Source organism: Flavobacterium sp. 83 (assembly GCF_000744835.1).
Classification (GTDB): Bacteria; Bacteroidota; Bacteroidia; order Flavobacteriales; family Flavobacteriaceae; genus Flavobacterium.
Genome location: NZ_JQMS01000001.1, coordinates 1,730,836 through 1,756,510 on the forward strand (window position 1 = coordinate 1,730,836; position 25,675 = coordinate 1,756,510).

The window sequence follows — 25,675 nt, forward strand, 5'->3', positions numbered from 1 at the left end:
TAATGGAAAAAGAGAACATTGCAGTAGGTCTAGATATTGGGACGACTAAAATAGTTGCCATGATAGGCAAGAAGAATGAATATGGGAAACTAGAAATTTTAGGCGTTGGGAAATCTAAAAGTTTAGGTGTGGCCAGAGGTGTTGTAAATAATATTACTCAAACCATACAGTCAATACAACAAGCGATACAAGAAGCAGAAAATAATTCAGGCTATAAAATAAAAGATGTAGTGGTAGGAATTGCGGGGCAACACATCCGTAGTATTCAACATACAGATTACATAAGCAGAAACAATCCCGAAGAAGTAATTGGGGGAAATGATATTCAGCTTTTGATTGACCAAGTGAATAAATTGGCAATGTTACCAGGTGAAGAAATAATTCATGTTTTACCTCAAGAATTTAAAATTGACGGACAATCTGAGATTAAAGAGCCTATAGGGATGTACGGTGGAAGATTAGAGTCTAGTTTTCATGTTGTAGTAGGACAAGCCTCGTCAATCCGCAATGTAGGAAGATGCATTCAAAGTTCAGGTATTGAATTGTCAGGATTGACATTGGAACCATTGGCTTCGGCAGATGCAGTTTTGAGTCAGGAAGAAAAAGAAGCTGGAGTTGCATTGATTGATATAGGTGGTGGAACAACTGATTTGGCTATTTTTAAAGATGGTATTATTCGTCATACGGCAGTAATTCCTTTTGGAGGAAATGTTATTACTGATGATATTAAAGAAGGATGTTCTATAATTGAAAAGCAAGCTGAATTATTGAAAGTTAAGTTTGGATCAGCTTGGCCAGGGGAAAATAAAGACAACGAGATTGTTTCTATCCCAGGATTAAGAGGTAGAGAACCAAAAGAGATTTCATTAAAAAATCTTTCTAAAATAATTCATGCTCGTGTTGTTGAAATCATAGATCAGGTTTTTACGGAAGTGAAAGCTTATGGACACGAGGATCCTCGTAAAAAACTAATTGCCGGTATAGTGCTTACTGGTGGTGGTGCTCAATTGAAACACATTAAGCAATTAGTGGAGTATATTACGGGAATGGATACGAGAATTGGTTATCCAAACGAGCATTTAGCAGGAAATTCAGATGAAGAGATTTCAAGTCCGTTATATGCTACTGCAGTTGGTTTAGTAATGAACAGTATCGAAAATAAAACGCAAAGTGCGGTTAGAATGGATACAATCGAACAGCCCAAAGCACCAGTGTACAGACAGCCAGTAGTTCAAGCGCCAATTGTAGAGGTATCTGACGAAGAAGTGCAAGAAGAGGTTCGAAATAAAAATGAAAAACAAAATTCTACGGTAAATAGAATACAAAGAAATTTTTTCGATCGTTATGTCGATAAGATTAAGGATTTCTTAGATAATGCTGAATAAGGGCTGTGCCCAAAAAAAATACAATAAGTAATAATAAATATCAAAAACCAAATAAAATGATGAGCAACTCAGAATTTGGAAGTATTTCATTTGATTTACCAAAGAACCAATCAAATGTTATAAAAGTTATTGGTGTAGGTGGAGGTGGAAGTAATGCCATAAACCACATGTTTAAACAAGGGATTAAAGGTGTAGATTTTATCGTATGCAATACGGATTCTCAAGCCTTACAGAGTAGTTCTGTGCCTAATAAAATACAGTTAGGTGTTCATTTAACCGAAGGTTTAGGGGCTGGAGCCAACCCAGATGTAGGACAACAATCAGCTATAGAAAGTATTTCTGAGATTGAAAAAATGTTGGATCGCAATACTAAAATGGTTTTTATCACTGCTGGAATGGGTGGTGGAACCGGAACCGGAGCTGCACCGGTTATCGCACAATTAGCCAAAGAAAGAGATATTCTTACTGTGGGAATTGTTACATTACCTTTCTTATTTGAAGGGAAAGTGCGTCAGGAGCAAGCTTTAATTGGTATAGAAAAATTACGCAAACAAGTCGATTCTTTAATTGTTATAAATAACAACAAATTAAGAGAAGTATATGGAAATCTTGGTTTCAAAGCAGGATTCTCAAAAGCTGACGAAGTTTTGGCAACAGCCTCAAGAGGAATTGCCGAAGTAATTACGCATCATTATACTCAAAATATCGATTTAAGAGATGCTAAAACAGTATTGTATAATAGTGGAACGGCTATTATGGGATCTTCTGTTTCTTCTGGTGAGAATAGAGCTAAGGAGGCAATTATTGCTGCTTTAGATTCTCCTTTGTTAAATGATAATAAAATCACAGGTGCCAAAAACGTATTGTTGCTTATCGTTTCTGGAACTAATGAAATTACAATTGACGAAATTGGAGAAATCAATGATCATATTCAAGTTGAAGCAGGTCATAATGCTAATATTATCATGGGGGTTGGTGAAGACGAATCGCTTGGAGATGCTATTGCAGTGACTATAATCGCTACAGGTTTTGATATCGAACAACAAAATGAAATTGTAAATACAGAGCCAAAAAAAATTATTCACACATTAGAAGATGAGCAAAGAAGTGTTCATAATCTAAGTAATAAAACGGTTACTGCATTTGATTTGAATACAGAATCACCAATTTCTAATTCAAATGAAAGAATTGTTTTTGATTTGTTAGAAGATACTGTAGTTGCGCCTGAGCCAGTTGTGGTCATAGAGACACCAGCGCCAACAATCAATAAGGAAGAGTTGATGGTGATGTCTGAGTTTATTAAAAATTTGGATGTTACTTTCGAAATCGTTTCTCCTATTACAGATATTGATTTCACAATCACATCTCCAGTAGCCGAAGTTAAAGAAGTAAAAGCGGTACAGCCAAAAGTTATAGAGAGACAAGAACAAACTACTTTCTCTTTTGATTTGCCACTTTTCAAAACTGAGCCAGTAGCACAAGTTGAGGACAACAAAGTTTTGTTTGAATTAACGAATGAAACTCGTGATATAAAAGTAAATGAAGCTGTTCAATTTGTTCCGGTAACGGAATTGACTGATAACGGAATTATCAAATATTCTCTTGAAGAATATATGGAGCCAGAGAATGATTTTATGGCTAAACCAGTTGCTAAAACTCCAGAAGTTGTTATTCCGGCTGAGTTGAACATTACCATGAAACAAGTTAATACACCAGTAAATACGCCTGTTGACTTTGACGCCATTTCTCCTATGGAAATGACCATCGAAGAATCATTGCGAATGAGAGCTGATGAAAGAAGAAAAAAATTAAAAGAATTCAATTATAAGTTTCATAATAATGTTTCTAAAATTGATGAGTATGAAAAAGAGCCTGCTTACAAAAGGTTAGGAATAGACATTTCAAACAATCAAACGAATAATACAAATTCAAGAATTTCTGTTGGAACAGACAGCAACAACGATCTACAGTTGCGTTCTAACAACTCGTATTTGCATGACAATGTAGATTAACTAACTCAAACCAAAAGGAGATAGCCCGAAAATTCAATTTAATTTTCGGGTTATTTTTTTATGTAGAGAGAAGAAAGCAATTTATTGTTAATTCAAGTAAATTTCTTTAAATTTGCGGGGCCTTAATCCAGCTGTCGTATCAAGCTTTTTCTCGAAAATGCTTTTTTCTAAGCCCTTAAAAGAGCTTCCTGCGGTCGCTTTTTAACGGCAAGAAAAAATACATTTTCTCCTAAAAAGGCTTTTCACTATCATCTGGGGCATTAAAAAATAATCAGTTTGCATTTTTAGTTTTTAGATCCAAAAGCAAATTTTAAATTAAATAGTAGTATGAGTTTATCAGTACAAATCATGGACGAAATGAAAACCGCCATGAGAGCCAAAGATACAGTTGCATTAGAAGCCTTAAGAGCTATAAAATCTGAAATCCTATTAGCGCAGACCGCGTCAGGATCAAAAGAAGAAATAACAGAAGATGACGAGGTTAAATTACTTCAGCGATTGGTAAAAACACGTAAAGAAAGTGCCAGAATTTTTACAGAGCAAAATCGTTTGGATCTAGCTGAACCAGAATTAGCACAAATTGCAGTAATCGAAAAATTCTTACCAGCACAATTAAGTGAAGCAGAAGTAGAAGCAGTAATTGCAAAAATAATTGCAGAAACTGGTGCCTCTGGAATTGCATCAATGGGGAAAGTAATGGGAATAGCTGCAGCACAATTAGGAGGAACAGCCGAAGGAAAAACTATTTCTACAATAGTAAAAAAACTATTGACATAAATTTTATGATTTAAGATTAACGATTTTAAATCACAAATCTAAAATCACAAATCTAAAATCGTTAATCAAATGGCTGCGTAGTTCAACTGGATAGAATATCAGATTTCGACTCTGAGGGTTGCAGGTTCGAACCCTGTCGCGGCCACTGAATATTGTAAAAGCCTGTAAAATTTTTATTTTACAGGCTTTTTTGTATTTAATAAAGAATAAGATCGTCAATAAATTGGTCTAGATGTTAGCTTATTAAATGATTTTAGACATGAATAGCTTTAGGTGTTTAGCAGCCGAATCTTCTTTAATTTAAAATTCTGTATTTAATATGTATATTGTCTAAATGTCATTTGTGAAAAATAGGGAAATGTTATGGGTGTTTAAAACTCAATTAAGGAACTATTTCTTTTTTCCTATAATTAATTTGCATTTTTTTGTTATACTTTTAAAAAGTTTTTAAAACAGTAATGATATGTTTTTTTTATATTTGTTTTAAAATTACTGGAGAATATCATTAAAAAAATATTTTCAACTCAGTCTCTTCATATTCCTAATTTAGGTATATTATCTAAAATAGTTGACTATTTCTATACTTTTGACTATAAACTAAATTGTTAGCATTAATTAGCTAATAATATACTATAACCAACCAATCTAATCATGATAAGAAGTATCTTTTTTATACTGCTTTTAAGTTTCGTTTTAATACAGAGTTCTTGTAATTCATCAGACAAAGATAAAAGTAAAATTTCTATAGGATTTTCGCAGTGTGTTGGGAGTGACATTTGGCGGGTCTCAATGAATCATGCGATGCAAGTAGAAGCCTCGCTTCATCCTGAAATTGATTTGACTATTTACAATGCTAATAGGAAAGCGAGTAAGCAAATTAGTGATATTCAGAAATTTATTGACAAAAAAGTAGATGTTATTATAATTTCCCCTTTTGAATCAGATTCAATTGTTCCAGTAATTGAGGAAGCAGAATCTAAAGGTATTCCAGTTATTATAATGGATAGAAAAGCAAATACTTCAGGCTATACAACTTATTTAGGGGCAGATAATCTTGAAGTTGGTCGATTGGCAGGAAAACATATTGTTTCTAGTTCTCATGGAGATGCTACTGTGATTGAAATAAATGGAGACTACACTTCAACACCCGGTATAGAGAGGAGTATGGGTTTTAAACAGATTGTTAATCAATATCCTGGTATTAAGGTTTTTACTATAGAAGCGGATGACTTTGGACATCCTAGAGAAAATTATAGTAAACTGTTAGATAGTTTGCACGATATTGATTTTGTATATTCATTTAACGATCTTATTGCTTACAATGCTTGGAAGATTGCAAAGAATAAAAAAGTTGATAAAAATATAAAATTTATAGGTGTTGACGGCCAAAATGGTCCTTTGGGAGGTATTCAATTAGTAAAAGATAAGATTTTAGATGCAACGGTTTTATATCCCACAGGAGGGAGCGAAGCTATTAAGTTGGCATTGAAAATAGCTAATAAAGAGATTGTCCCTAAAAATAACAAACTCAATACCACATTAATTGATTCTCTTAATGCAGATATTATGAGCAATCAATTTGATAAGATAACAATTCAACAATCTGATATTGAGCAACAACAGAGCGTTATCAGAAGTCAAGAAGAGAAATACTCCGGTCAGAGCAATCTTTTAAAACTTTTATTTTTTCTATTTATATTGGCACTAGGTTTAGCTTTTTTCAGTATTTATTCCCGTATAACAATAAGTCGTAAAAAGATTGAATTAGAAGAGAGAAATAAAAAAATTAAAAGCCAAAGAAATGAAATTAAAAAGTATTCAGAAGAATTAAAACAAAGTAATGAAGCTCGTTTGAGTTTTTTTATGGGATTATCTCATGAATTTAAAACGCCTTTGACTTTAATTTTAAGTTCTGTCGAATCTTTGGGCAGTGAACTCAAAACCAAAGGGAGTTCAGTAAATAAAGAAATTAATTTGATGTATAATAATTCCAGAAGGTTGCTCCGACTAATCAATCAATTATTGGATTACAGAAAAGTAGAAGATAAAAAATTTATATTAAGAGCTTCAAATACTAATTTATTAGATTTTTCAAAAAGTATTATTATAGATTTTGAAAGAGAAGCAAAAAAGCTTAATATAGATTTCTCCTTGGTTTCAAATAATCCTGAACTTGAGGTATATATTGATCGTAATTTAATGGATAAAGTCTATTTTAATTTATTATCAAATGCTTTTAAATTTACCCCTGAAAATGGTAAAATAACAATAAAAATAAGAGAAGATAAAACTAATAATGTAGTTAAAATTTCATTTAAAGATTCAGGAATAGGAATCCCGGAAAACGAATTAAATCAAGTTTTTAATGCCTTTTACCAGGGGTCGAATAATTATAGAAATAGCTCAGGAGTTGGTTTGCATTTGTCAAAAAGTTTTATTGATTTGCATAAGGGAACAGTAGAAATTATTTCTAAAAATGGGACTGAATTTATAATAACATTGCAGTTAGGAAAAGCACATCTTGACGAAAAGAATATTCTAAAGAATCCGGTTTTAGAAATAATTAATCAAACAGATTATTTAGATGAAGAAGTGATTCAAAGTTCAGAGTCCAAAACTAATGAGGATAAATATTCTGTTTTGTATATCGAAGATAATAAGGATTTGTCTGATTTTATTTCAAATAAATTGTCTGTAGAGTATAATGTGTATACCTCTAATGGATTTGATGCTATTGAACAATCTTTGGAAATAATACCAGATGTTATTATTTGTGATTTGAACTTACCTGGAAAAAACGGTTTTGAAATATGTCAAATTTTAAAGAAAGACCTTAGAACTTCACATATTCCAGTTTTGATACTGACCGCCTCAGATGATCCGGATTCTTATTTAAAAGCATTAGAGAGTGGTGCTGATTTATTTTTGACAAAACCATTTAATTTAAAAGTGTTGTCTCAATCTGTAAAAGGATTGCTTTTTAATAGAGAGAAACTTCGATTTTATTATACCAATAATATTTTAAACATTGAGGATGGCGATTTTGGTGTTTCTGAACAAGATTTTCTGAGAAAGTTGAATGATCTTATTGAAAAAAACTTCGATAATTCGGCTTACACTGTTGAAGATCTTGCACGAAGTTTAACTATTTCTCGGGTACAATTGTATCGAAAAGTGAAAGCTATATTAGGAATTAGTGTCAGTGACCATATAAATAATATGCGATTAGATAAATCAAAGGAGCTGCTGAAAAAGTCAGAATTAAACATTTCAGAAATTGCCTATGCAGTGGGTTTCTCTTCACCAAATTATTTTTCAACTTCCTTTAAAAATAAATTTGGAGTTACACCTAAAGAATATAAAAGTAAAAAGTAGATTATTTTCTATGGAACCATTTTATTTCTAATAAAAATAGCGTAACATAATTGTACTTTATGTAACATAAGAGCAACTACAACGAAGTAGTTGTTTTTATGTTTTATGTGTAATTATCTCATATATAGATAATTAGTTTTTTCTAAATAATTTTTAGATGCATTGAATGAAAAAGAAACATCCTCGAGATAAAAGCTGAATTTTTACGAATATATTAGTAATTCAATTTAATTTTTTTAATTGATTATAAATTACCTCTGTAAAAAAGTCAGAGAACGATTAATTATTATTTAATCAAATAATACGGAGGTTTTTCATTTCTTAATCAATCATTTTTATAAAAAAATTTAATCTGAGGGTGTTGAATGTCTTTAGGATATTTGATAGTTCTCGTAAAACTAACTAAATATGAAAATAAATCTTAAGGTTTTATGTCTTCCACTTTGTGTTGCATTATTTTATAATTGCAGTAGCGATAATAAACCAGGAGGTGAAAACCCGGGTACCGAAACAACTGCGCCAGCTTGTCAGACGACTGTTGAATCGGCAAATCAGTATGCCACTTTTTATAAATCAACTACCGGTTGGGTAGGAGATCCTATGCCATTTTATGAAAACGGAAAATTCCATATTTTCTATTTGTATGATGCCAGAAACACCTTGCCTACGTTTCATCCTTGGTATAAAGTAACTACAACTGATTTTGCGTCATTTGCAGACAATAGCGAAATGATTCCTACAGGAACTGCGAATCAGCAGGATGGAGCATTAGGGACAGGATCGGTTTTTAAATTGAATGGTGTTTATTGTGCATTCTATACTGGTCATAACGGAATTCTTGATCCTAAAGAAAAAATTATGCTTGCAACGTCTACGGATTTAAAAAATTGGACCAAAGATCCTTCCTTTTTATTGCAGGCTTCTTGGGGATACGATCGCAATGAATTTAGAGATCCAATCGTCATAGAGGATAAAAGTACAGGAACGTATAAAATGTTGATTGCAACACGTTCTGAGGTTGGTTTAGTTTCTAATAATACTGTGCCATGGCGAGCAGTAATCGCTCAATACAGTTCTGCCAACTTGAGAGATTGGACTTTGGAAAAGCCATTTTATGAGGATACGGCTACCTTTATAACTGAATGCCCTGATGTGTTCACGATGGGTGATTATCAGTATTTGATTTACTCAAGTATTGATGATCGAATGGTACACTATAAATACCGTCCATTAACATCAAATACTTGGATTACTCCTATAAATAATAAGTTAGATGGTATTGCCTTTTATGCTGGAAAAACAGTTACAGACGGTACCAATCGATATATAACAGGATGGTGTCCTACGAAAAATAAAGATATTGATTCTAATAAATTTGATTGGGCCGGATCACTAGTAGTGCACCGTCTTATTCAGCATGCTGATGGAACTTTTGGTGTATCTATCCCTATGGGTGTAAATAACAAGTTTATTATTAATAAACTACTGAATCCAGTAATAGATTTTGGTTCTGTTAAACAAGGTGACGCCTATACGTTGAAGGCTAATGGCACTGAAAAAGCATTTTCAGTGTTTGACAGAGAAACTGGAGCATTTAAAATCAAAACACATATAAAAGCGACATCATCCACTCAATTTGGTTTTGAATTTGGAGCTTGTGGAACACGAAATGAAGTGTTTGGCATTGTATTCGATTTAGCCAAAAAACAAGTAAGATTAGATAAGGTTATAAAAAATGCGTCCTCCTTAAATGTAACGCAGCTTCCGCTAAATGTACCGGCTAATAAAGAGTTTGATATTACAATCATTTCTGAAAATTCGGTATGTGTGATATACATTAATGACGAAATCGCTTTTACAAACCGTATTTATAAAATGAATCAAAATCCGTGGGCTATTTTTGCGGATAATGGTGAAGTCACTTTTTCAGACTTAAAAATGTTTAAATAAAAGGAGTATAGAAAAGGATGACTTTAGTCTTTATTATAACGCTTGTTTTATAAAAGTTCAGGTTTAGTAATTAAAATTAATTCTGTTCATTTTTCACTTTCTTACTTGCTAAATTTAAAATCAAAACCATCAAAATCTAATTTTGATGGTTTTTTTATGGCTTTATTTCAATGCAATAATTCTGCTGCTTTCCATGCTGGATGTAACTATTGGAAATCTGGGTTCTAATGCCTTTTGCTTAATAAAACAGAGCAGAAGATACATTGGGAATTGTTTTGATATAAGTTTTCTTATTCTTGTTGCAATTCCAATACTCAGATATAAAAACATCCCTGAATCTTGAGCTCACATTGCATTTCATCGATGTAATTTTTCTTAAAAGCCTAAGAATATTTCATAATGTAGAATTGTTTAATAAATTCATTTTTTTTATCGATTATTTTTAAACTTCCTGTAAAAATAAATTTAAAATTTTATTAATCGAATAAAATCCATCAAGCGACTTTTTTTATTCCTGAATATCTATTTTTTAAAAAAAAATACGTGTAACATGATTGTAACATGTGTAACATAATCGAACTACAACGAGGTAGTTATTTGTTTATTTTAAATTATAACTATCTGATAATAAATATTTTGCTCTTTATTTGCTATTGTGAAACAGTATTAAATGAAATTGTAACATCCTCAAAATAAAATTGAAATTTATGCGGATATCTTAGCAATCTAATTTAATATTTTTTGATAATGAAAAAAATTGTTGTTTGGGCTTTGATTGCTTCATTAGCAGGCTTCTTATTTGGTTTCGATACTGTTGTTATTTCTGGAGCAGATAAAAAACTTCAAGTTCTTTGGAATTCTTCGGATGCATTTCACGGGACAGTTGTTATGGGAATGGCATTATGGGGAACTGTACTTGGGGCAATATTTGGAGGGATTCCCACTAATAAGATAGGAAGAAAAAACACCTTATTATGGATAGGGATTTTATTCTTGTTTTCTGCTATTGGATCTGCTTTTGCAAATAATCCATTTGTGTTTGCTGCATTTAGGTTTGTTGGTGGTCTTGGTGTTGGGGCATCAACCATAGCTGCACCTGCATATATTTCAGAAATTGCTCCTGCAAAAGATAGAGGTAAGTTGGTTGCTTTTTATCAATTCAATATTGTTTTTGGGATTCTTATGGCTTTTTTGTCTAATTATCTTTTAAATGATGTGGGCGAAAATTCTTGGAGATGGATGATGGGAGTACAAGCAATTCCATCTGTACTTTATATTTTATTAATTATTTCGATTCCTGAAAGCCCAAGATGGTTATTATCTAAATTCAAGAATGACGAAGCTAAAAAAGTTTTGCAATTAATGGGGCAAGAAGCTGACTATGAAAAAATAAAAGAAGAGTTAGATAAAGATAATAATGATGCTTCTAAAGCTAACGATACTATATTTTTAAAGAAATACAGAACCCCTTTGGTATTGGCTTTTTTAATGGCTTTTTTCAATCAATTATCTGGGATTAATGCTTTTTTATATTATTCCAGCAGAATATTTCAAGAAGCGGGTCTTGGAGAAAGTACTGCGTTACTTAGCAGTATCGGAATAGGAGTAGTGAATTTAATTTTTACACTATTGGGCGTTTTCTTAATCGACAAATTAGGGCGTAAAATATTAATGTACATTGGTTCTGTAGGGTATATTATATCACTTTCACTTGTTGCAATGGCTTTCTTTTTTCACTGGGAAGGAATGGCTGTTCCCGTTTTCTTATTCTTATTTATTGCTGCACATGCTATAGGGCAAGGTGCTGTTATTTGGGTTTTCATTTCAGAAATTTTTCCAAACCATCTTAGAGCATCTGGGCAATCCTTTGGTAGTACTACGCATTGGGTTTTAGCGGCTATTATTCCGTCATTAATTCCGTATCTGTTTTCTACAGTGGGACCTGGAGTAGTATTTATGTTTTTTGCAGTGATGATGGTTTTTCAACTCTTGTTTGTCGCTTTTATGATGCCAGAAACAAAAGGAATTTCATTGGAAGAATTAAGTAAAAAATTAATTAAATAATAGTTATGAAGACAATAATTAAAAAAGAATTTTTCAGGATTATGTGTTTCATTATAGCTGCAGTAGCTTTAGTTGGATGTAAGCAATCTTTATTTGAAGAAAAGAAGAGTTATACAGAATCAGAGTTATATAGACCAAATTTTCATTTTACTCCTAAAAAAGGCTGGATGAATGATCCCAATGGGATGTTTTATTACAATGGATATTACCATCTTTTTTATCAATATTATCCTGATTCAAATGTATGGGGACCTATGCATTGGGGACACGCTATCAGTACTGATCTTATAACATGGGTTGAGAAACCCATCGCACTTTATCCAGATGAAAAAGGATATATTTTTTCAGGAAGTGCAGTTGTTGATGTAAAAAATACTTCAGGATTTGGGAGCTTAAAAAATCCTCCAATGGTTGCGATGTTTACGTATCATGATATGAAAAAAGAAAAAGCTGGTGAGACTAATTTTCAGTCACAAGGGATAGCTTATTCATTAAATGAAGGCTTGACCTGGACGAAATATGAAGCAAATCCAATTATTAAAAACCCAAATATTAAAGATTTTAGAGACCCAAAAATGACTTGGGATGCCATTCATCAACAGTGGATTATGGTATTGGCAGCAGGAGATAAAACGATGTTTTATGGTTCTAAAAATTTGAAGGACTGGTCACTGCTTTCAGATTTTGGGAAAGAGGCAGGAGTTCATGGAGGTGTTTGGGAATGCCCGGATTTTTTCCCTATGCTAGTTGACGGAACTGATGATTATAAATGGGTAATGTTATCAAGCATTAATCCTGGAGGACCTAACGGAGGTTCAGCTACACAATATTTTGTAGGTGATTTTGACGGAAAAAAATTCACCATTGATGAAACTTTTTCAAAAGATATAAAACAACAAAAAGGGCTTTGGATTGACTATGGAAGAGATAATTATGCAGGTGTTACTTGGGCTAATATTTCTGAGGTTGATGGAAGAAAATTGTTTATAGGGTGGATGTCAAATTGGGATTATGCACAAAAAGTACCAACAGAAACATGGAGAAGCAGTATGACTATACCTAGAGAATTAGCACTTGTTAAAGATGGTGGTCACTATATTATTTCTTCTAAACCAGTAAAAGAATTGCAAAATTACATTGCTAAAACTATTAAAAAAGAAACGCTTAAAATAGATAAGGAAACCGTTTTGGTAGATAAGTCAGTAGTCGACTTATCAAAACTAGATATTCATTTTTCTCTAAAGAACCTTAAAAAGGATGTTTACACTTTTTCGTTATCAAATGATGCTAAGAATACAATTCAATTTGGAATCAATAAAAAGGAGAATTACTTTTTTATCGATAGATCAAAATCTGGAAAATTAGCTTTTTCTAATCTTTTTGCAAAAAATATTTCAAAGGCTCCTTTTAAGGGGGACTTTGATAAAATGGATGTAAGAATAATCGTTGATAAAACCTCAATTGAAATTTTTTATAACAATGGAAAAACTGTTATGACCGAAATATTTTTTCCTGATAAACCAATGGAATATTTTTCAGTTTCTAAAGCTAATACGGAGTATACCATTGAAAACTTAATTATTAATCAACTAAATTTTAACTAAACTAACTTAATTATGAAACACAAAATTATTCTTTACTTAATCCTAATGGGGTCCTTTTTTTCTTTATCGGCCCAAAATATAGGAGTAAAAGGAGTGGTAACTTCCTCCGAAGACGGGATGTCTCTTCCTGGTGCATCAGTGCTAGTTTCTGGGACTAAAATCGGGACTTCTACCGATCTTGACGGTCAGTTTTCGATAAACAATCTAGACAAAAATGCAACTTTAATATTTAGTTTTACTGGATATGAATCTCAGTCCGTTAAACTTAATGGACAAACCACTTTGAAAATTTCCTTGAAAGCAGAGTCTTTGAAACTACAAGAGGTTGTTGTAACAGGTTATGGCAAAGAGAAAAAAGCCGATTTAACCGGTGCAGTTACCGTAGTAGAACTGAAACCTATTACTGGTCAAACCATGAGTTCTGGAAATGCTATGCAAGCTTTGCAAGGAAGAGTTGCTGGTTTGAATATAGAGAAATCAGGAGATCCAAGTGGGGCAAATAGCAGAATATTAATCAGAGGGGTAAGTACACTTGGCAATACAGATCCATTGTATGTTATCGATGGGGTTCCTACAACAAGACCTGAGGTTTTTGCTAGTTTGAGTCCAAGTGCTATTGCATCTATTCAAGTTTTAAAAGATGCTTCAGCTTCCTCTATTTATGGATCTAGAGCTGCCAATGGGGTAATCATTGTTACCACTAAAAATGCTGTAAAAGGTGGAGTGACAAAAGTTTCTTACAGTACAAACGTTTCTGTTCTTTCAGAGAAAAAGCAACGATATAAAATGCTAAATGCTTTGGATAGAGGAAAAGTGTTATGGCAAGCCTCTGTTAACGATGGAGCAAGTCCGTCTGGTGGATATGGTGAAATCTATAATTTTGATTGGAATAATGATTTCAATAATCCAATATTGAATAGTGTAAGTGTAAAACCGTACGTAGGAGGAGATACTAATGTTCCTGTAGGAGATACTGATTGGCAAAATACTGTATACAAAACAGGGCTTCTTATTAATAATGATTTATCTGTATCTGGAGGATCTGATAAAGCAAATGCGGTATTGAATATGGGGTATTTAGATAATTCTGGTATGCTAAAATATACTAATTATGAGCGATATTCTGCAAGACTTAATGCCAATTTCAAGTTATTCAATGACAAAGTGCGATTTGGAGTTAATTCGCAATTTACACAGTCGAATGAGAGGAGTGTTGCCAATGATGTTGGAAACGCACCAACACCAGGTTTAGCAATAACCTTAGCGCCAACGATTCCAGTTTACACTGCATCTGGTGATTATGCTGGGCCATTGGGTTCTGGTTATTCAGATAGAAACAACCCATTATTAATGCAATATTTGAACAGATGGGATAATAGCAAAAAAATGGCTTTGTATGGTAATGTTTTTACTGAAATTGACATTTTAAAAGGGCTAACCTTTAGAAATAGTATTGGTATGGATTTTAATGATTTCAGCAGAAAAGACATTGAGCCAATTGTAAAAAATGGATTTGTTAATAGAGGTAATAATAGTTTAGCTTTTGATACCAATAAATATTCCAGTTTAACGATTTCAAATACTTTAAATTATAATCTTAGTATTTCTGAACATAAATTTGGAATCTTAATAGGAACTGAATCAACCAAAACAGATTTGAATACGTTGTATGCACGTGCTGAGGGATTCGCGGTTGAATCAGAATCTTATTTCACACTATCTGCGGCTACTGGAGCTAGAACAAACAATGGAATTTCAACTGGAAGTAGACTACTTTCTCAGTTTGGTAAATTTAATTATTCCTTTTCTGACCGATATTTAGCTTCATTCACTATTCGTAGAGATGGTTCATCAAGATTTGGTCAAGACAATAGATATGGTATTTTTCCAGCTGTTACTGCAGGTTGGAGGATAAATAATGAAGAATTCCTTAAAAATGTAAAAGCAATTTCAAACTTGAAGCTACGTGCTGGTTATGGAGAAGTAGGAAATCAATCTATTGGGGATAATGCCCGTTTTGGTTTATATGAAGCTAGATACGGTCCTAATCAAAATGTATATTATCCAGATTTTTTCAATATTTATTATAATGTTGGAACTGCTTATGATTTGAATGGAACCAATACTGGAAATTTAGCGTCGGGTTTTGTATCTATACAAGCGGCGAATTCAGGGTTAAAATGGGAAACTACCAAAGAGGTTAATGTAGGTTTAGATTTTGGTTTTTTCGAAAATAAATTATCAGGTTCCTTTGATTATTTCTCAAGAAAGACAGAAGGAATTTTGATTAGACCACCAGTTGCATCTGCTGTTGGAGAAGGTCAGCAACGTTTTGTAAATGGTGCTTCGACTGCCAATAAAGGTTGGGAACTTACAGTAGGATATGCAGATAAATTAGATAATGGATTGTCTTTTAATGTTACCACAAATTTTGGTGCGACTAAAAATAAGATTACAGATTTACCAGCTGAAGTTAGAGCAGCATATCCAGGAACTGCAGCTAATTCAATAATAGGGCATTCACAATTTGAAGTTTTTGGATTTAAAACAGACGGTTTGTTCCAAAATCAAATTGAAATTAATGAATCTCCAACTCAAGTAGGTTCTCGATTAGGAGGTATTAAGTTTGTTGATATCAACGGTGATGGTGTTATAAATTCAAATGATAGAACTTTTATTGGTACAACACTTCCAAAATTAGAATATGGTATTAATATTAGTTTAGCCTATAAAAACATTGATTTCTCCATTTTTGGTTCTGGTGTAGCTGGACGAGTTGGGGTTGATCCATATATCTATTGGAATAATTTTGTTCAAGGAAGAGATAATGCTGCCCCTGGAACATTGAATGCTTGGACACCAACAAATACAAATACGGACGTGCCATCACTTTCATTAGCACACAATGACACACAGATGTCAGATTATATCTTAAGAAATAATTCTTATTTCAAACTTAGAAACATTCAAATTGGCTATTCATTATCAGATGAGTTAGTTCAAAAGTCAGGATTTATTACCGGTTGTAGAATCTATGCTCAAGGAGAAAATTTATTCTGGTTTACTCCAAAAGGATATATTGGTTCCGATCCAGAACGAACAGATGTTAATAGAATACCAGTACCAACTACATTCTCATTAGGTGTAAACTTTAATTTTTAATTAATTATCATGAAGAAATATAATAATATAGTTATCATTTGTTTGTCAATTTTATTCTTGACATCATGTAGCTCCAATTTTTTAGATTATGAACCAACAGGCGTATTGTCTTCTGAAAATGTGGCGACAGCTACAAATGCGGAAGCGCTTGTAAATGCGGCTTATGCTGCAATTGGAAATGACGAAATGGTAGGCCCAATAACAAACCAATGGGTTTATGGAAGTGTGCGATCTGATGATGCCTATAAAGGAGGAGGAGGTCGTGGCGATGTAGATGTTATTGACCGTTATGAACAATACAATACAACTATTCCAGATTACGGTGACTGGATGTTGCCTAGAACTTGGACAAATCACTATAAAGCGATTTCTAGAGCTAATTTTGCTTTATCTGTAATCAATGCGATTCCTGATGCGGATTATCCGCTAAAAAAAGTAAGACAAGCAGAATTACGTTTTTTAAGAGCACATTCTCATTTTATGCTGAAGTTATTGTTTAATAAAGTTCCTTACATTACAGAAGAACTTTCTCAGGAAGATATATTAAAAACGTCAAATGATTTAACAAGTGATGCTTTATGGGACAAAATTGCAGAAGATTTTCAATTTGCATTTGATAATTTGCCACAAAGTCAAGATCAAGTAGGTAGAGCTGATAAAAATGCTGCTGCGGCTTATCTTGCTAAATTAAATTTATATCAAGCATATAAGCAAAATGATACACATCAAGTAACAAGTATAGATGCAGTAAAATTACAAAAAGTAATAGATTATGCTGATAAAGTTACAGGTGCTTTAGAGGGAGATTTTGGAAATAATTTTCTTGATGGCCATGACAATGGTTCAGAATCTATTTGGGCTGTTCAGTTTTCGATTAACGATGGTACAAATACAGGAAGAGTAAGTTTTGTTACAGGGTTAAATTCTCCTCATGGAACTCCTCTTTATGGATGTTGTGGTTTTCACTTGGCTAGCCAAAATATGGTGAATGCATTTAGAACTGATGCTAATGGCTTACCATTATTAGACACTTTCAATAATTCAGATATTTTTAATACAATTACCGATGGTGATGCTCCACTAGCATCTGGAGTTACTTTAGACCCAAGAATTGACCATACTGTTGGTGTTCCGGGAAGACCATTTAAATATAAAAACACTTTGAAAACTGCAGGAGATATGGTCTACAAATTGAGTTGGGCTAGAGATCCAGGAGTTTATGGATACTTTGGAAATATGAAAGAGCAACAATCTCCAGACTGTTCCTGTTATGTGAAAAATGGACCATTTATTGGTACTTCAAAAAATGTTGATTTTATCAGATATGCAGATGTGTTATTATTTAAAGCAGAAGCATTAATACAATTAAACAGATATACTGAAGCACTACCTATAATTAATCAAGTTAGAGCAAGAGCCGCGGCTAGTACTGCTATGCCATTGGCGGCAGGAGCTTCAGATGTTTATAAAATTGCTCAATACCCTTCTTTCTCTTCAAAAGATTATGCTATGAAAGCACTTATGTTTGAAAGACGATTGGAGTTTGGAATGGAAGGCCCTCGATTTTTTGATCTTGTAAGATGGGGTATAGCTGAGCCAGTTTTGAACGCTTATCTTGTTGTAGAAAAAACAAAAAGAGATTTCCTTTCAAATGCGCATTTTACAGCGGGTAGAGATGAGTATTATCCAATACCTCAAAGAGAGATTGATTTTACAGGAGGTTTATATAAACAAAATCCTGGATATTAATTGAAAGGATTATAGTTTTTGAGTTAGTTTGGTTATTCCAGAAGAAATCAATTAAAAATGGTTTCTTCTGGATATCAAAAGATTAATCATAATCATAAAATAATCTAACTATAAAATAACAACTAAAATAAAAAAATCATGATTAAAATTATTAAAAGAATATCGGTGTTTTTAGTGTTCGGCTGCTTATTAGCACTAACTTCATCCTGTGAAGATTTAGATTGGGGTGGAATAACGCCTACTATTGCTCAAAAGGTAAGCGGATTAAGTGTTACTTTAAATGGTGATAATGCTGTTTTAACTTGGACGAATCCGTCAAATGTAAGTGGCATAGTTGTAATTCATACCGATGGTGTTGCAAACATTGAAAGTGCGGCAACAACATTTAGCTATGGTATTATTGATGTAAATAAGGATTATACATTTACCGTAAAAACTAAAGATGCTAATGGTAATCTTTCTTTAGGTGAAACTGTTAGTTTACGTAGAGAAGGCCCAGAAGCTGTTCGCAACTTTAAGGTTGAACAAGATGGTAGGAACCTTATTCTTACATGGGATCCGATAGATACTGGTTTACAAAGTTTAAGGCTGCAAATTAATGATCAGGTGGTAAATTTACCTGTAACTGACACATCTTATACTATTAGTGATGTCGCTGAAGGAAATTATATTTTTAAGATTAACACTTTTAATGCTGCTAATGTCATTTCACCTTCTAGAATTATTGAAAAACTTGTGAAATTTGATATTAGAAAAATCGCATTTTTAGGTGCTGCTGCAGAAAACACTGCTGCCGCATGGAATGCTTGTAATGGAGGAGATTTTACAGTAGATGACGATGAAACGGCTGCTGCATGGTTTCCAAATATTGCTGGACCATTAACAGAAGTTACATATCATTCATTTACTGATGTAGCAAATGGTGAAGTAGATTTAAGTACTTATGATGCCATTTGGATTCAGTTCGATGGAGGCTGGTGGGGAGACAGAGTAGCCCAATTCCCTAAAAATGGTGCAAACTGTATAATTGGCGAGGGACCTGCAGATGGACCTGCGTGTCCGGATTTAGCCGATAATTTAATTAAAAAAGTTAAAGCCTATTATCAAGCAGGTGGAAATATACTTGTAAGTAATTTCGCTGTATTTATTTTAGATGATATTGGTGTAGTGGATGGCAATGGAGTTCCTAATCAAGCTTGGGGAGGTATAGGATATGAAGATTGGGCAACAGGTGGCTCTTGGGGTGGTAGTTGGACAGCAGATATTTCTAGTCCTTACTTTGCTGGAGTATCTTCAAGTACAGGTGGTTGTATTGGTACAAATTTTGAGACTTTAGCCGCTGGTACTTATAAAAAGAATAGAGTTGCTCAATATAATATGGATTTTGGTCCATGGAAAGCCGCGACATTGACTGAAACGAGGTCAAATTTTGAAACTGCTGTAGGTGGTAAAATCCTTTGGGGTAACTGTGGTGGTAACGAAGTTTGGGGTGTAGAATGGCCATCAAAAGGAACAACTGGTACTGTAGTTTGCGCTATAGGCGGTACTTGGGACTGGGAAGTTGGAGGTGCGTCTAATGGTAATAACATGAAGATAATTACTAAAAATATTTTAAACCATTTAGCAGATTTAGGTCTTTCAAACTAATAACATATTTAATGGCAGTGTATTCTAATACACTGCCATTATTAAAATTATTTAATAGCGATATTTTTAAAAAAAGAAAAAATCACTCGTGAAATATAAAGTTATATAAGTATAAGATACTAAGTTTATAATATAGAGAATTTGGTTATTGTTTTGTTTAGTTGAATTTTTCCAGAGGAAGTTAAATATGACTTCTGTAATTTTTTAAAGGAAATAGTATGTTTTAGGATGTATTTCCAATACATAGTAAAATTGGTGGAGCGCCTTTAAATCTGGCGAACAGGTTACAATTATTGGGGAATGACGTCACCATAATTAGTGTTATTGCTAAAGGTGAACCTAAGTGAAACCTTAGCAGTTCGTAATTAACAATTTTTGTTTGTTACGATAAATAAATATTAGAAAACTATAGATAATAGTATTTCTAATGACATGATTGCGAGTTTTAATAATGTGTTTAATAAATAAATTTGTTTTAAGTAGTGTTTTAAATTAAATTGAGGGTAGACTTTTGTTTACCCTCAATTTTTAAATTTTTATAATATGAATACAAAATACATGCTAAGTGTAGTTAGCTTTGGAGAGGTTTTATGGGATCTTTTTCCAACCCATAAAAAAATTGGAGGAGCGCCATTGAATGTTGCGCTTCGAATGAATTCTTTGGGGGCAGAAACAACGATTATAAGTTGTGTTGGTGCTGACGAAGAGGGGAATGAAATTATTTCTTTTATTAATGACAATGATATTAGTACAGATTTAATTCAAATAGCTGACGAATATAAAACAGGAGTTGTTCATGTAATGATTAACGAAAAAGGGAATGCTTCGTATGATATTTCATATCCATCTGCTTGGGATAAAATAGTGCAAACTGAACTCATGGATAGAATCATTTCAGAAGCTGATGCTTTTGTTTTTGGAAGTTTGATATGCAGAGACGAAGTGTCTAGAAATACTTTATATAATCTTTTGGATAAGGCAAAATACAAAGTTTTGGATGCTAATCTAAGAGCTCCATATTACACTAAAGATGTACTTAACGAATTGATGTTAAAAGCTGATTTTATTAAGCTTAATGATGAAGAATTATATGAGATAAGTAAGCAATTGGAATCTCCTTATAATTCATTTGAGCAGAATATTAAATTTATCGCAGAAAAGACGAATACAAAACAGGTTTGCGTAACAAAAGGGGCGTTTGGTGCTGTCTTATATTACAATGATAAATTTTATTATAATAGTGGTTATTTTATAAAAGTAGTAGACACTGTAGGTGCAGGAGATTCTTTCTTGGCCTCTTTGATAGTCAGATTGCTTAGAGGGAAATCACCTCAAAAATCATTGAATTATGCTTGTGCTGTCGGGGCATTGGTGGCCGGACAGGAAGGAGCCAATCCTAAAATTTCCGAAAAGGAAATAAGTAAATTCATGAAGCTTTAAAAAAATAGGTTAAGCATAAAATTAAATTTTTAAAAAAGCCAAAGAAGCAATTGCACTGCCCCCAAAAAGTTAGACACTATTTGGGTTCAGTCTACAATGTTCTTTGGCTTTTTTATGTAATATAGTGTGAACTAAAAAGAAGTCAATTTTTTCAAATCGGAAATTGTCACTGTTGGATTCTCAGCTTTAAAAACAAAACTTCCCGCCACAAGAACATCAGCTCCTGCTTCAACCAATTGTTTTGCGTTTTTATTGGTTACTCCGCCATCAATTTCTATAATTGTATTGGCTCCTTTTCTAGTAATTAAATCTTTTAATTTTTGAACTTTAGAATAGGTGTTTTCAATGAAAGATTGTCCGCCAAAACCTGGATTCACACTCATGATACAAACCAAATCGATATCATTGATTACATCTTCTAGTAAATCAATGTTGGTGTGAGGATTTAAAGCTACTCCAGCTTTCATGCCCTCAGCTTTAATAGCTTGTAAGGTTCTGTGCAAGTGGGTGCAAGCTTCATAATGTACGCATAAGATATTTGCTCCTAAATCAGCAAAAGTCTTGATGTATCGGTCAGGATCTACAATCATTAAATGTACATCGATTGTTTTTTTTGCATGTCTTGTAATGGCTTCGAGAACGGGCATTCCAAAAGAGATGTTTGGTACAAAAACGCCATCCATGATGTCAATATGAAACCAATCGGCTTCGCTATTATTAATCATTTCGATGTCGCGTTGCAGATTAGCAAAATCAGCAGCAAGAACTGATGGTGCAATAAGTGTATTCTTCATTGTGTAGTTGTATTGTTTGTGCAAAAGTAGTTTTTTTAGAGCACTTGGCGAAAATTTTTTTAATAAGAAGGGATAACTCACGAGTTGTCCGTAGATTGCGTAAGGGATAAAGGTGGTATCCTCGAAGTGTAACGGAGAGATAAAGCCGAAAGCCCGACCCGAAGTTTATACGGAGGGTTACGCCCAAATAGTTTTAAACAGGAATAGGTCAAGGGAATCTGAAATGAATTCAGATTAAAAAAATAAAACTCCGAACTCGAGACTGAAAGTCGAACAGAGCGAAGCTAAACCCGAGCATTTATGCGAACAGACTGGAGTTTTGTTTGACAAAAAAATAAAACTCCGGAAACCCGAGAGCGTAGCTCGAACTGACCGGAGTTTTGCTGATAAAAAATAAAACTCCGGTAATCAGCCGGAGTTTCAATCATCAATCAAAAAACGAACAGTCAATCAAACTGTTGTTCATTTTGAATTAAAAGATTTAAAATTTAAAAATTTTAATTGGGGAATATTGTGAATTAACCTAAGTAGGTTTTTAATATTTTACTTCTGGAAGTGTGTTTCAATCTTCGGATTGCTTTTTCCTTGATTTGACGTACACGCTCACGAGTTAAGTCGAAAGTTTCTCCAATTTCCTCTAATGTCATTGGGTGTTGATCTCCAAGTCCAAAATATAAACGAACAACATCAGCTTCTCTTGGAGTCAATGTTTCTAATGAACGCTCGATTTCAGTACGCAATGATTCGTGGATTAATTCTCTGTCTGGATTTGGAGATTCGCCAGAACGCAATACATCGTAAAGGTTAGAATCTTCTCCTTCAACAAGAGGCGCATCCATTGATAAGTGACGACCAGAGTTTTTCATGCTCTCTTTTACGTCATTTACGGTCATGTCAAGTTCTTTTGCAATTTCTTCAGCAGATGGTGGACGCTCGTTAGATTGCTCTAATAAAGCATACATTTTGTTGATTTTATTGATAGAACCAATTTTGTTCAAAGGCAAACGAACGATACGGGATTGTTCAGCCAATGCTTGTAAAATAGATTGACGAATCCACCAAACGGCATAGGAGATGAATTTGAAACCACGTGTTTCGTCAAAACGTTGTGCTGCTTTTATCAGTCCTAAATTTCCTTCGTTAATCAAATCGGGAAGCGTTAATCCTTGATTTTGATATTGTTTAGCTACCGAAACCACGAAACGTAAATTGGCTTTTGTCAATTTCTCTAATGCTTTCTGGTCACCGGCTTTAATCTTTTGTGCTAATTCTACCTCTTCGTCAGCGGTAATAAGGTCAACTTTTCCAATTTCTTGTAAATACTTGTCTAATGAAGCAGTTTCACGATTGGTAACCTGCTTGGTGATTTTTAGTTGTCTCATGTGTTTTTTGTCTCCTCAATTTTTAAGTGTACAAGTAGTTATACGTATGGGGTCGATAAAAAGTTACAATAGTTTCTAAAATAATTTAATTTAAAAACAAAAATCCCGTTTCATGTGTTTGAAACGGGATTTTTTATAAATAAACCTTTAGTAAACTAAGAATTGATTACTCTTTTTTCTCCTCACGTGGAGGTCTTGGCATTAAGGCTTTTCTAGATACTTTCTCTTTACGAGTTTTAGGATCTAAACCTAAATATTTAATCATGAATACATCACCCATGTTTACTACATCAGCAACATTTTCTGTTCTTTCCCAAGCCAATTCCGAAACGTGAAGTAATACTTCATTTCCTGGAGCGTCAAGGTACTCTACAACTGCACCAAAATCTAACATTTTGATAACTTTTACTTCGTAAGCTTCTCCCATTTGTGGTTTGAAAGTGATTGACTTAATTTTAGCCAATACTGCTTCAATTCCAGCAGGATCCGTTCCTAAGATTTCGATAACTCCTTGTTCGTCTACTTCGTTGATTACGATAGTTGTTCCAGTAGCTTTTTGTAATTCTTGAATTACTTTTCCACCAGGTCCAATCAAAGCGCCAATAAAGTTACCAGGAATTGTTCTTGTAATGATTTTTGGAGCATATGCTTTAACGTCCGCTTTTGGCTCAGCTAAAGTTTCGATTAATTTTCCAAGAATATGCAAACGACCGTCTCTGGCTTGAGCCAAAGCAGCTTCCATAATCTCGTATTTCAAACCGTCTATTTTGATGTCCATTTGGCAAGCTGTAATTCCTACAGAAGTTCCAGTTACTTTGAAATCCATATCTCCTAAGTGATCTTCATCACCAAGAATATCAGACAATACAGCAAAACGTTCTCCATCAGTAATTAATCCCATTGCAATTCCAGATACTGGACGAATCATTTGAATACCAGCATCCATTAATGATAATGTTCCAGCACAAACTGTAGCCATTGAAGACGAACCGTTAGATTCTAAAACTTCAGAAACGACACGAATTGTATAAGGACAATCAGCAGGAATCATGTTTTTTAATGCTCTTTGAGCTAAGTTTCCGTGACCTACTTCTCTTCTTGAAGTTCCTCTTAATGGACGAGCTTCACCAGTTGAGAAAGGAGGGAAGTTATAATGTAAGTAGAATTTTTCTTCACCTTGTTCTGATGGAGAGTCAATTTGGTTTGCTTCTCTAGATGTTCCTAAAGTTGCTGTTGCCAAAGCTTGTGTTTCTCCACGTGTAAACAATGCTGATCCGTGTACAGATGGTAAGTAATCTACTTCACACCAGATTGGTCTGATTTCGGTAGTTTTTCTTCCGTCTAAACGTGTTCCTAAATCTAGGGTTACGTTACGAACGGCTTCTTTGTTTGTTTTGTAAAAATATTTAGAAACTAAATCGCCATTTTCTACCAATTCTTCTTCTGTAAATAATGCTTTTACTTCTTCTTTTACTTCTGCAAATGAAGCAGTACGTTCTTGTTTTGAAGAACCTTTACTTGCAATAGCATAAATTTTATCGTAAGATGCTGCTTTTACTTTAGCATAAATAGCCTCATCTTCTTTTTCTCCTTCGTAAGTACGAACTTCTTTTTTTCCAAAAGCAGCTTGCAAACGTAGTTGAGCAGCAATTTGATTTTTAATGTGTTCGTGTGCAAATTTAATTGCTTCTAACATTTCTGCTTCTGAAATTTCTTTCATTTCACCTTCTACCATCGCGATAGAATCTATAGAAGCTCCAATCATCATATCTATATCAGATAATGCTAATTGTGCGCGACTTGGATTGATGATGAATTGACCATCAATTCTTCCAACTCTAGCTTCAGAAATTAAAGTTTCGAAAGGAATGTCAGACAAAGCTAATGCTGCTGAAGCGGCTAAACCAGCTAATGCATCTGGCATTACATCTTCGTCATAAGACATTAATTGAATCATAACCTGCACTTCAGCATGGTAATCATCTGGGAAAAGTGGACGCAATACACGGTCTACTAAACGCATTGTTAACACTTCGTTGTCACTTGGACGTGCTTCTCTTTTGAAGAAACCACCAGGAAAACGCCCTGCTGCAGCAAATTTTTCACGATAATCTACCGTAAGTGGTAAAAAGTCGATACCTGGACTTGCTTTTCTTGAAGATACAACTGTTCCTAAAATAACAGTTTTACCTATTCTTACTACTACAGATCCATCCGCTTGTTTGGCTAAACGACCTGTCTCGATTGTGATGTTTCTGCCATCACCTAAATCGATACTTTCTACAAATAATTGTGGAATCATAAATTTAATTTATTAGTTAAACATGGGTTTTA

14 protein-coding genes and 1 tRNA gene are annotated in these 25,675 nt (G+C 33.5%); 12 read left to right on the plus strand and 3 right to left on the minus strand.

Annotation, left to right across the window (positions count from 1 at the left end):
* The first annotated feature begins 2 nt into the window (after positions 1 to 2).
* The 12 genes from ftsA (at position 3) to T410_RS07680 (ending at position 21,165) form a co-directional block, all read left to right on the plus strand.
* Positions 3 to 1,385, plus strand: coding sequence for a cell division protein FtsA (ftsA, locus tag T410_RS07625; protein ID WP_035670171.1), 1,383 nt, complete (start codon positions 3 to 5; stop codon positions 1,383 to 1,385).
* 56 nt (positions 1,386 to 1,441) lie between these two features.
* Entirely contained in the window at positions 1,442 to 3,397 is a 1,956-nt protein-coding gene (gene ftsZ / locus T410_RS07630) for a cell division protein FtsZ (protein WP_035674244.1), read from the plus strand.
* A gap of 327 nt (positions 3,398 to 3,724) precedes the next feature.
* Positions 3,725 to 4,174, plus strand: coding sequence for a GatB/YqeY domain-containing protein (locus T410_RS07635; protein ID WP_035670174.1), 450 nt, complete (start codon positions 3,725 to 3,727; stop codon positions 4,172 to 4,174).
* A 71-nt stretch (positions 4,175 to 4,245) separates the two neighbouring features.
* Positions 4,246 to 4,319 (plus strand) — tRNA-Arg (locus T410_RS07640).
* A gap of 506 nt (positions 4,320 to 4,825) precedes the next feature.
* Positions 4,826 to 7,549 (plus strand): substrate-binding domain-containing protein, encoded by a 2,724-nt coding sequence (locus T410_RS07645; protein WP_035670176.1) that lies wholly within the window; start codon positions 4,826 to 4,828, stop codon positions 7,547 to 7,549.
* A 408-nt stretch (positions 7,550 to 7,957) separates the two neighbouring features.
* Positions 7,958 to 9,499, plus strand: coding sequence for a glycoside hydrolase family 32 protein (locus T410_RS07650; RefSeq protein ID WP_035670179.1), 1,542 nt, complete (start codon positions 7,958 to 7,960; stop codon positions 9,497 to 9,499).
* Between the two features lie 747 nt (positions 9,500 to 10,246).
* Positions 10,247 to 11,563 carry a sugar porter family MFS transporter gene (locus tag T410_RS07655; protein WP_035670182.1) on the plus strand — a complete coding sequence of 439 codons (1,317 nt, stop codon included), beginning with the start codon at positions 10,247 to 10,249 and terminating at the stop codon, positions 11,561 to 11,563.
* A gap of 5 nt (positions 11,564 to 11,568) precedes the next feature.
* Positions 11,569 to 13,167 (plus strand): glycoside hydrolase family 32 protein, encoded by a 1,599-nt coding sequence (locus T410_RS07660; protein ID WP_035670183.1) that lies wholly within the window; start codon positions 11,569 to 11,571, stop codon positions 13,165 to 13,167.
* A gap of 12 nt (positions 13,168 to 13,179) precedes the next feature.
* The gene (locus T410_RS07665; protein WP_035670184.1) at positions 13,180 to 16,329 is read left to right on the plus strand and encodes a TonB-dependent receptor; all 3,150 of its coding nucleotides are present in this window, start codon (positions 13,180 to 13,182) and stop codon (positions 16,327 to 16,329) included.
* Positions 16,330 to 16,338: 9 nt separating this feature from the next.
* The gene (locus T410_RS07670; protein ID WP_035670188.1) at positions 16,339 to 18,078 is read left to right on the plus strand and encodes a RagB/SusD family nutrient uptake outer membrane protein; all 1,740 of its coding nucleotides are present in this window, start codon (positions 16,339 to 16,341) and stop codon (positions 18,076 to 18,078) included.
* Positions 18,079 to 18,216: 138 nt separating this feature from the next.
* Positions 18,217 to 19,725, plus strand: coding sequence for a DUF4960 domain-containing protein (locus T410_RS07675; protein ID WP_035670191.1), 1,509 nt, complete (start codon positions 18,217 to 18,219; stop codon positions 19,723 to 19,725).
* A gap of 543 nt (positions 19,726 to 20,268) precedes the next feature.
* The gene (locus tag T410_RS07680; protein ID WP_035670194.1) at positions 20,269 to 21,165 is read left to right on the plus strand and encodes a carbohydrate kinase family protein; all 897 of its coding nucleotides are present in this window, start codon (positions 20,269 to 20,271) and stop codon (positions 21,163 to 21,165) included.
* A 131-nt stretch (positions 21,166 to 21,296) separates the two neighbouring features.
* On the opposite strand, the gene rpe is transcribed toward T410_RS07680, so the two are convergent.
* The 3 genes from rpe to T410_RS07695 all read right to left on the minus strand — a co-directional run bounded on the left by rpe (position 21,297) and on the right by T410_RS07695 (position 25,643).
* Positions 21,297 to 21,959, minus strand: coding sequence for a ribulose-phosphate 3-epimerase (rpe, locus tag T410_RS07685; protein WP_035670197.1), 663 nt, complete (start codon positions 21,957 to 21,959; stop codon positions 21,297 to 21,299).
* Between the two features lie 518 nt (positions 21,960 to 22,477).
* Positions 22,478 to 23,341, minus strand: coding sequence for an RNA polymerase sigma factor RpoD/SigA (locus tag T410_RS07690; RefSeq protein WP_007137700.1), 864 nt, complete (start codon positions 23,339 to 23,341; stop codon positions 22,478 to 22,480).
* Positions 23,342 to 23,507: 166 nt separating this feature from the next.
* On the minus strand, positions 23,508 to 25,643 hold the full coding sequence (locus T410_RS07695) for a polyribonucleotide nucleotidyltransferase (protein ID WP_035670200.1): 2,136 nt from the start codon (positions 25,641 to 25,643) through the stop codon (positions 23,508 to 23,510).
* Positions 25,644 to 25,675: the final 32 nt, after the last annotated feature.

Excerpts from the sequence above, each read along its gene's own strand:
- T410_RS07645 (WP_035670176.1), top strand. The coding sequence starts at position 4,826 with ATGATAAGAAGTATCTTTTTTATACTGCTTTTAAGTTTCGTTTTAATA.
- T410_RS07675 (WP_035670191.1), top strand. The coding sequence starts at position 18,217 with ATGATTAAAATTATTAAAAGAATATCGGTGTTTTTAGTGTTCGGCTGC.
- T410_RS07650 (WP_035670179.1), top strand. The coding sequence starts at position 7,958 with ATGAAAATAAATCTTAAGGTTTTATGTCTTCCACTTTGTGTTGCATTA.
- T410_RS07690 (WP_007137700.1), bottom strand. The coding sequence starts at position 23,341 with ATGAGACAACTAAAAATCACCAAGCAGGTTACCAATCGTGAAACTGCT.
- T410_RS07665 (WP_035670184.1), top strand. The coding sequence starts at position 13,180 with ATGAAACACAAAATTATTCTTTACTTAATCCTAATGGGGTCCTTTTTT.
- T410_RS07660 (WP_035670183.1), top strand. The coding sequence starts at position 11,569 with ATGAAGACAATAATTAAAAAAGAATTTTTCAGGATTATGTGTTTCATT.
- T410_RS07670 (WP_035670188.1), top strand. The coding sequence starts at position 16,339 with ATGAAGAAATATAATAATATAGTTATCATTTGTTTGTCAATTTTATTC.
- ftsZ (WP_035674244.1), top strand. The coding sequence starts at position 1,442 with ATGATGAGCAACTCAGAATTTGGAAGTATTTCATTTGATTTACCAAAG.
- T410_RS07635 (WP_035670174.1), top strand. The coding sequence starts at position 3,725 with ATGAGTTTATCAGTACAAATCATGGACGAAATGAAAACCGCCATGAGA.
- T410_RS07695 (WP_035670200.1), bottom strand. The coding sequence starts at position 25,643 with ATGATTCCACAATTATTTGTAGAAAGTATCGATTTAGGTGATGGCAGA.
- T410_RS07655 (WP_035670182.1), top strand. The coding sequence starts at position 10,247 with ATGAAAAAAATTGTTGTTTGGGCTTTGATTGCTTCATTAGCAGGCTTC.
- T410_RS07680 (WP_035670194.1), top strand. The coding sequence starts at position 20,269 with ATGAATACAAAATACATGCTAAGTGTAGTTAGCTTTGGAGAGGTTTTA.
- rpe (WP_035670197.1), bottom strand. The coding sequence starts at position 21,959 with ATGAAGAATACACTTATTGCACCATCAGTTCTTGCTGCTGATTTTGCT.
- ftsA (WP_035670171.1), top strand. The coding sequence starts at position 3 with ATGGAAAAAGAGAACATTGCAGTAGGTCTAGATATTGGGACGACTAAA.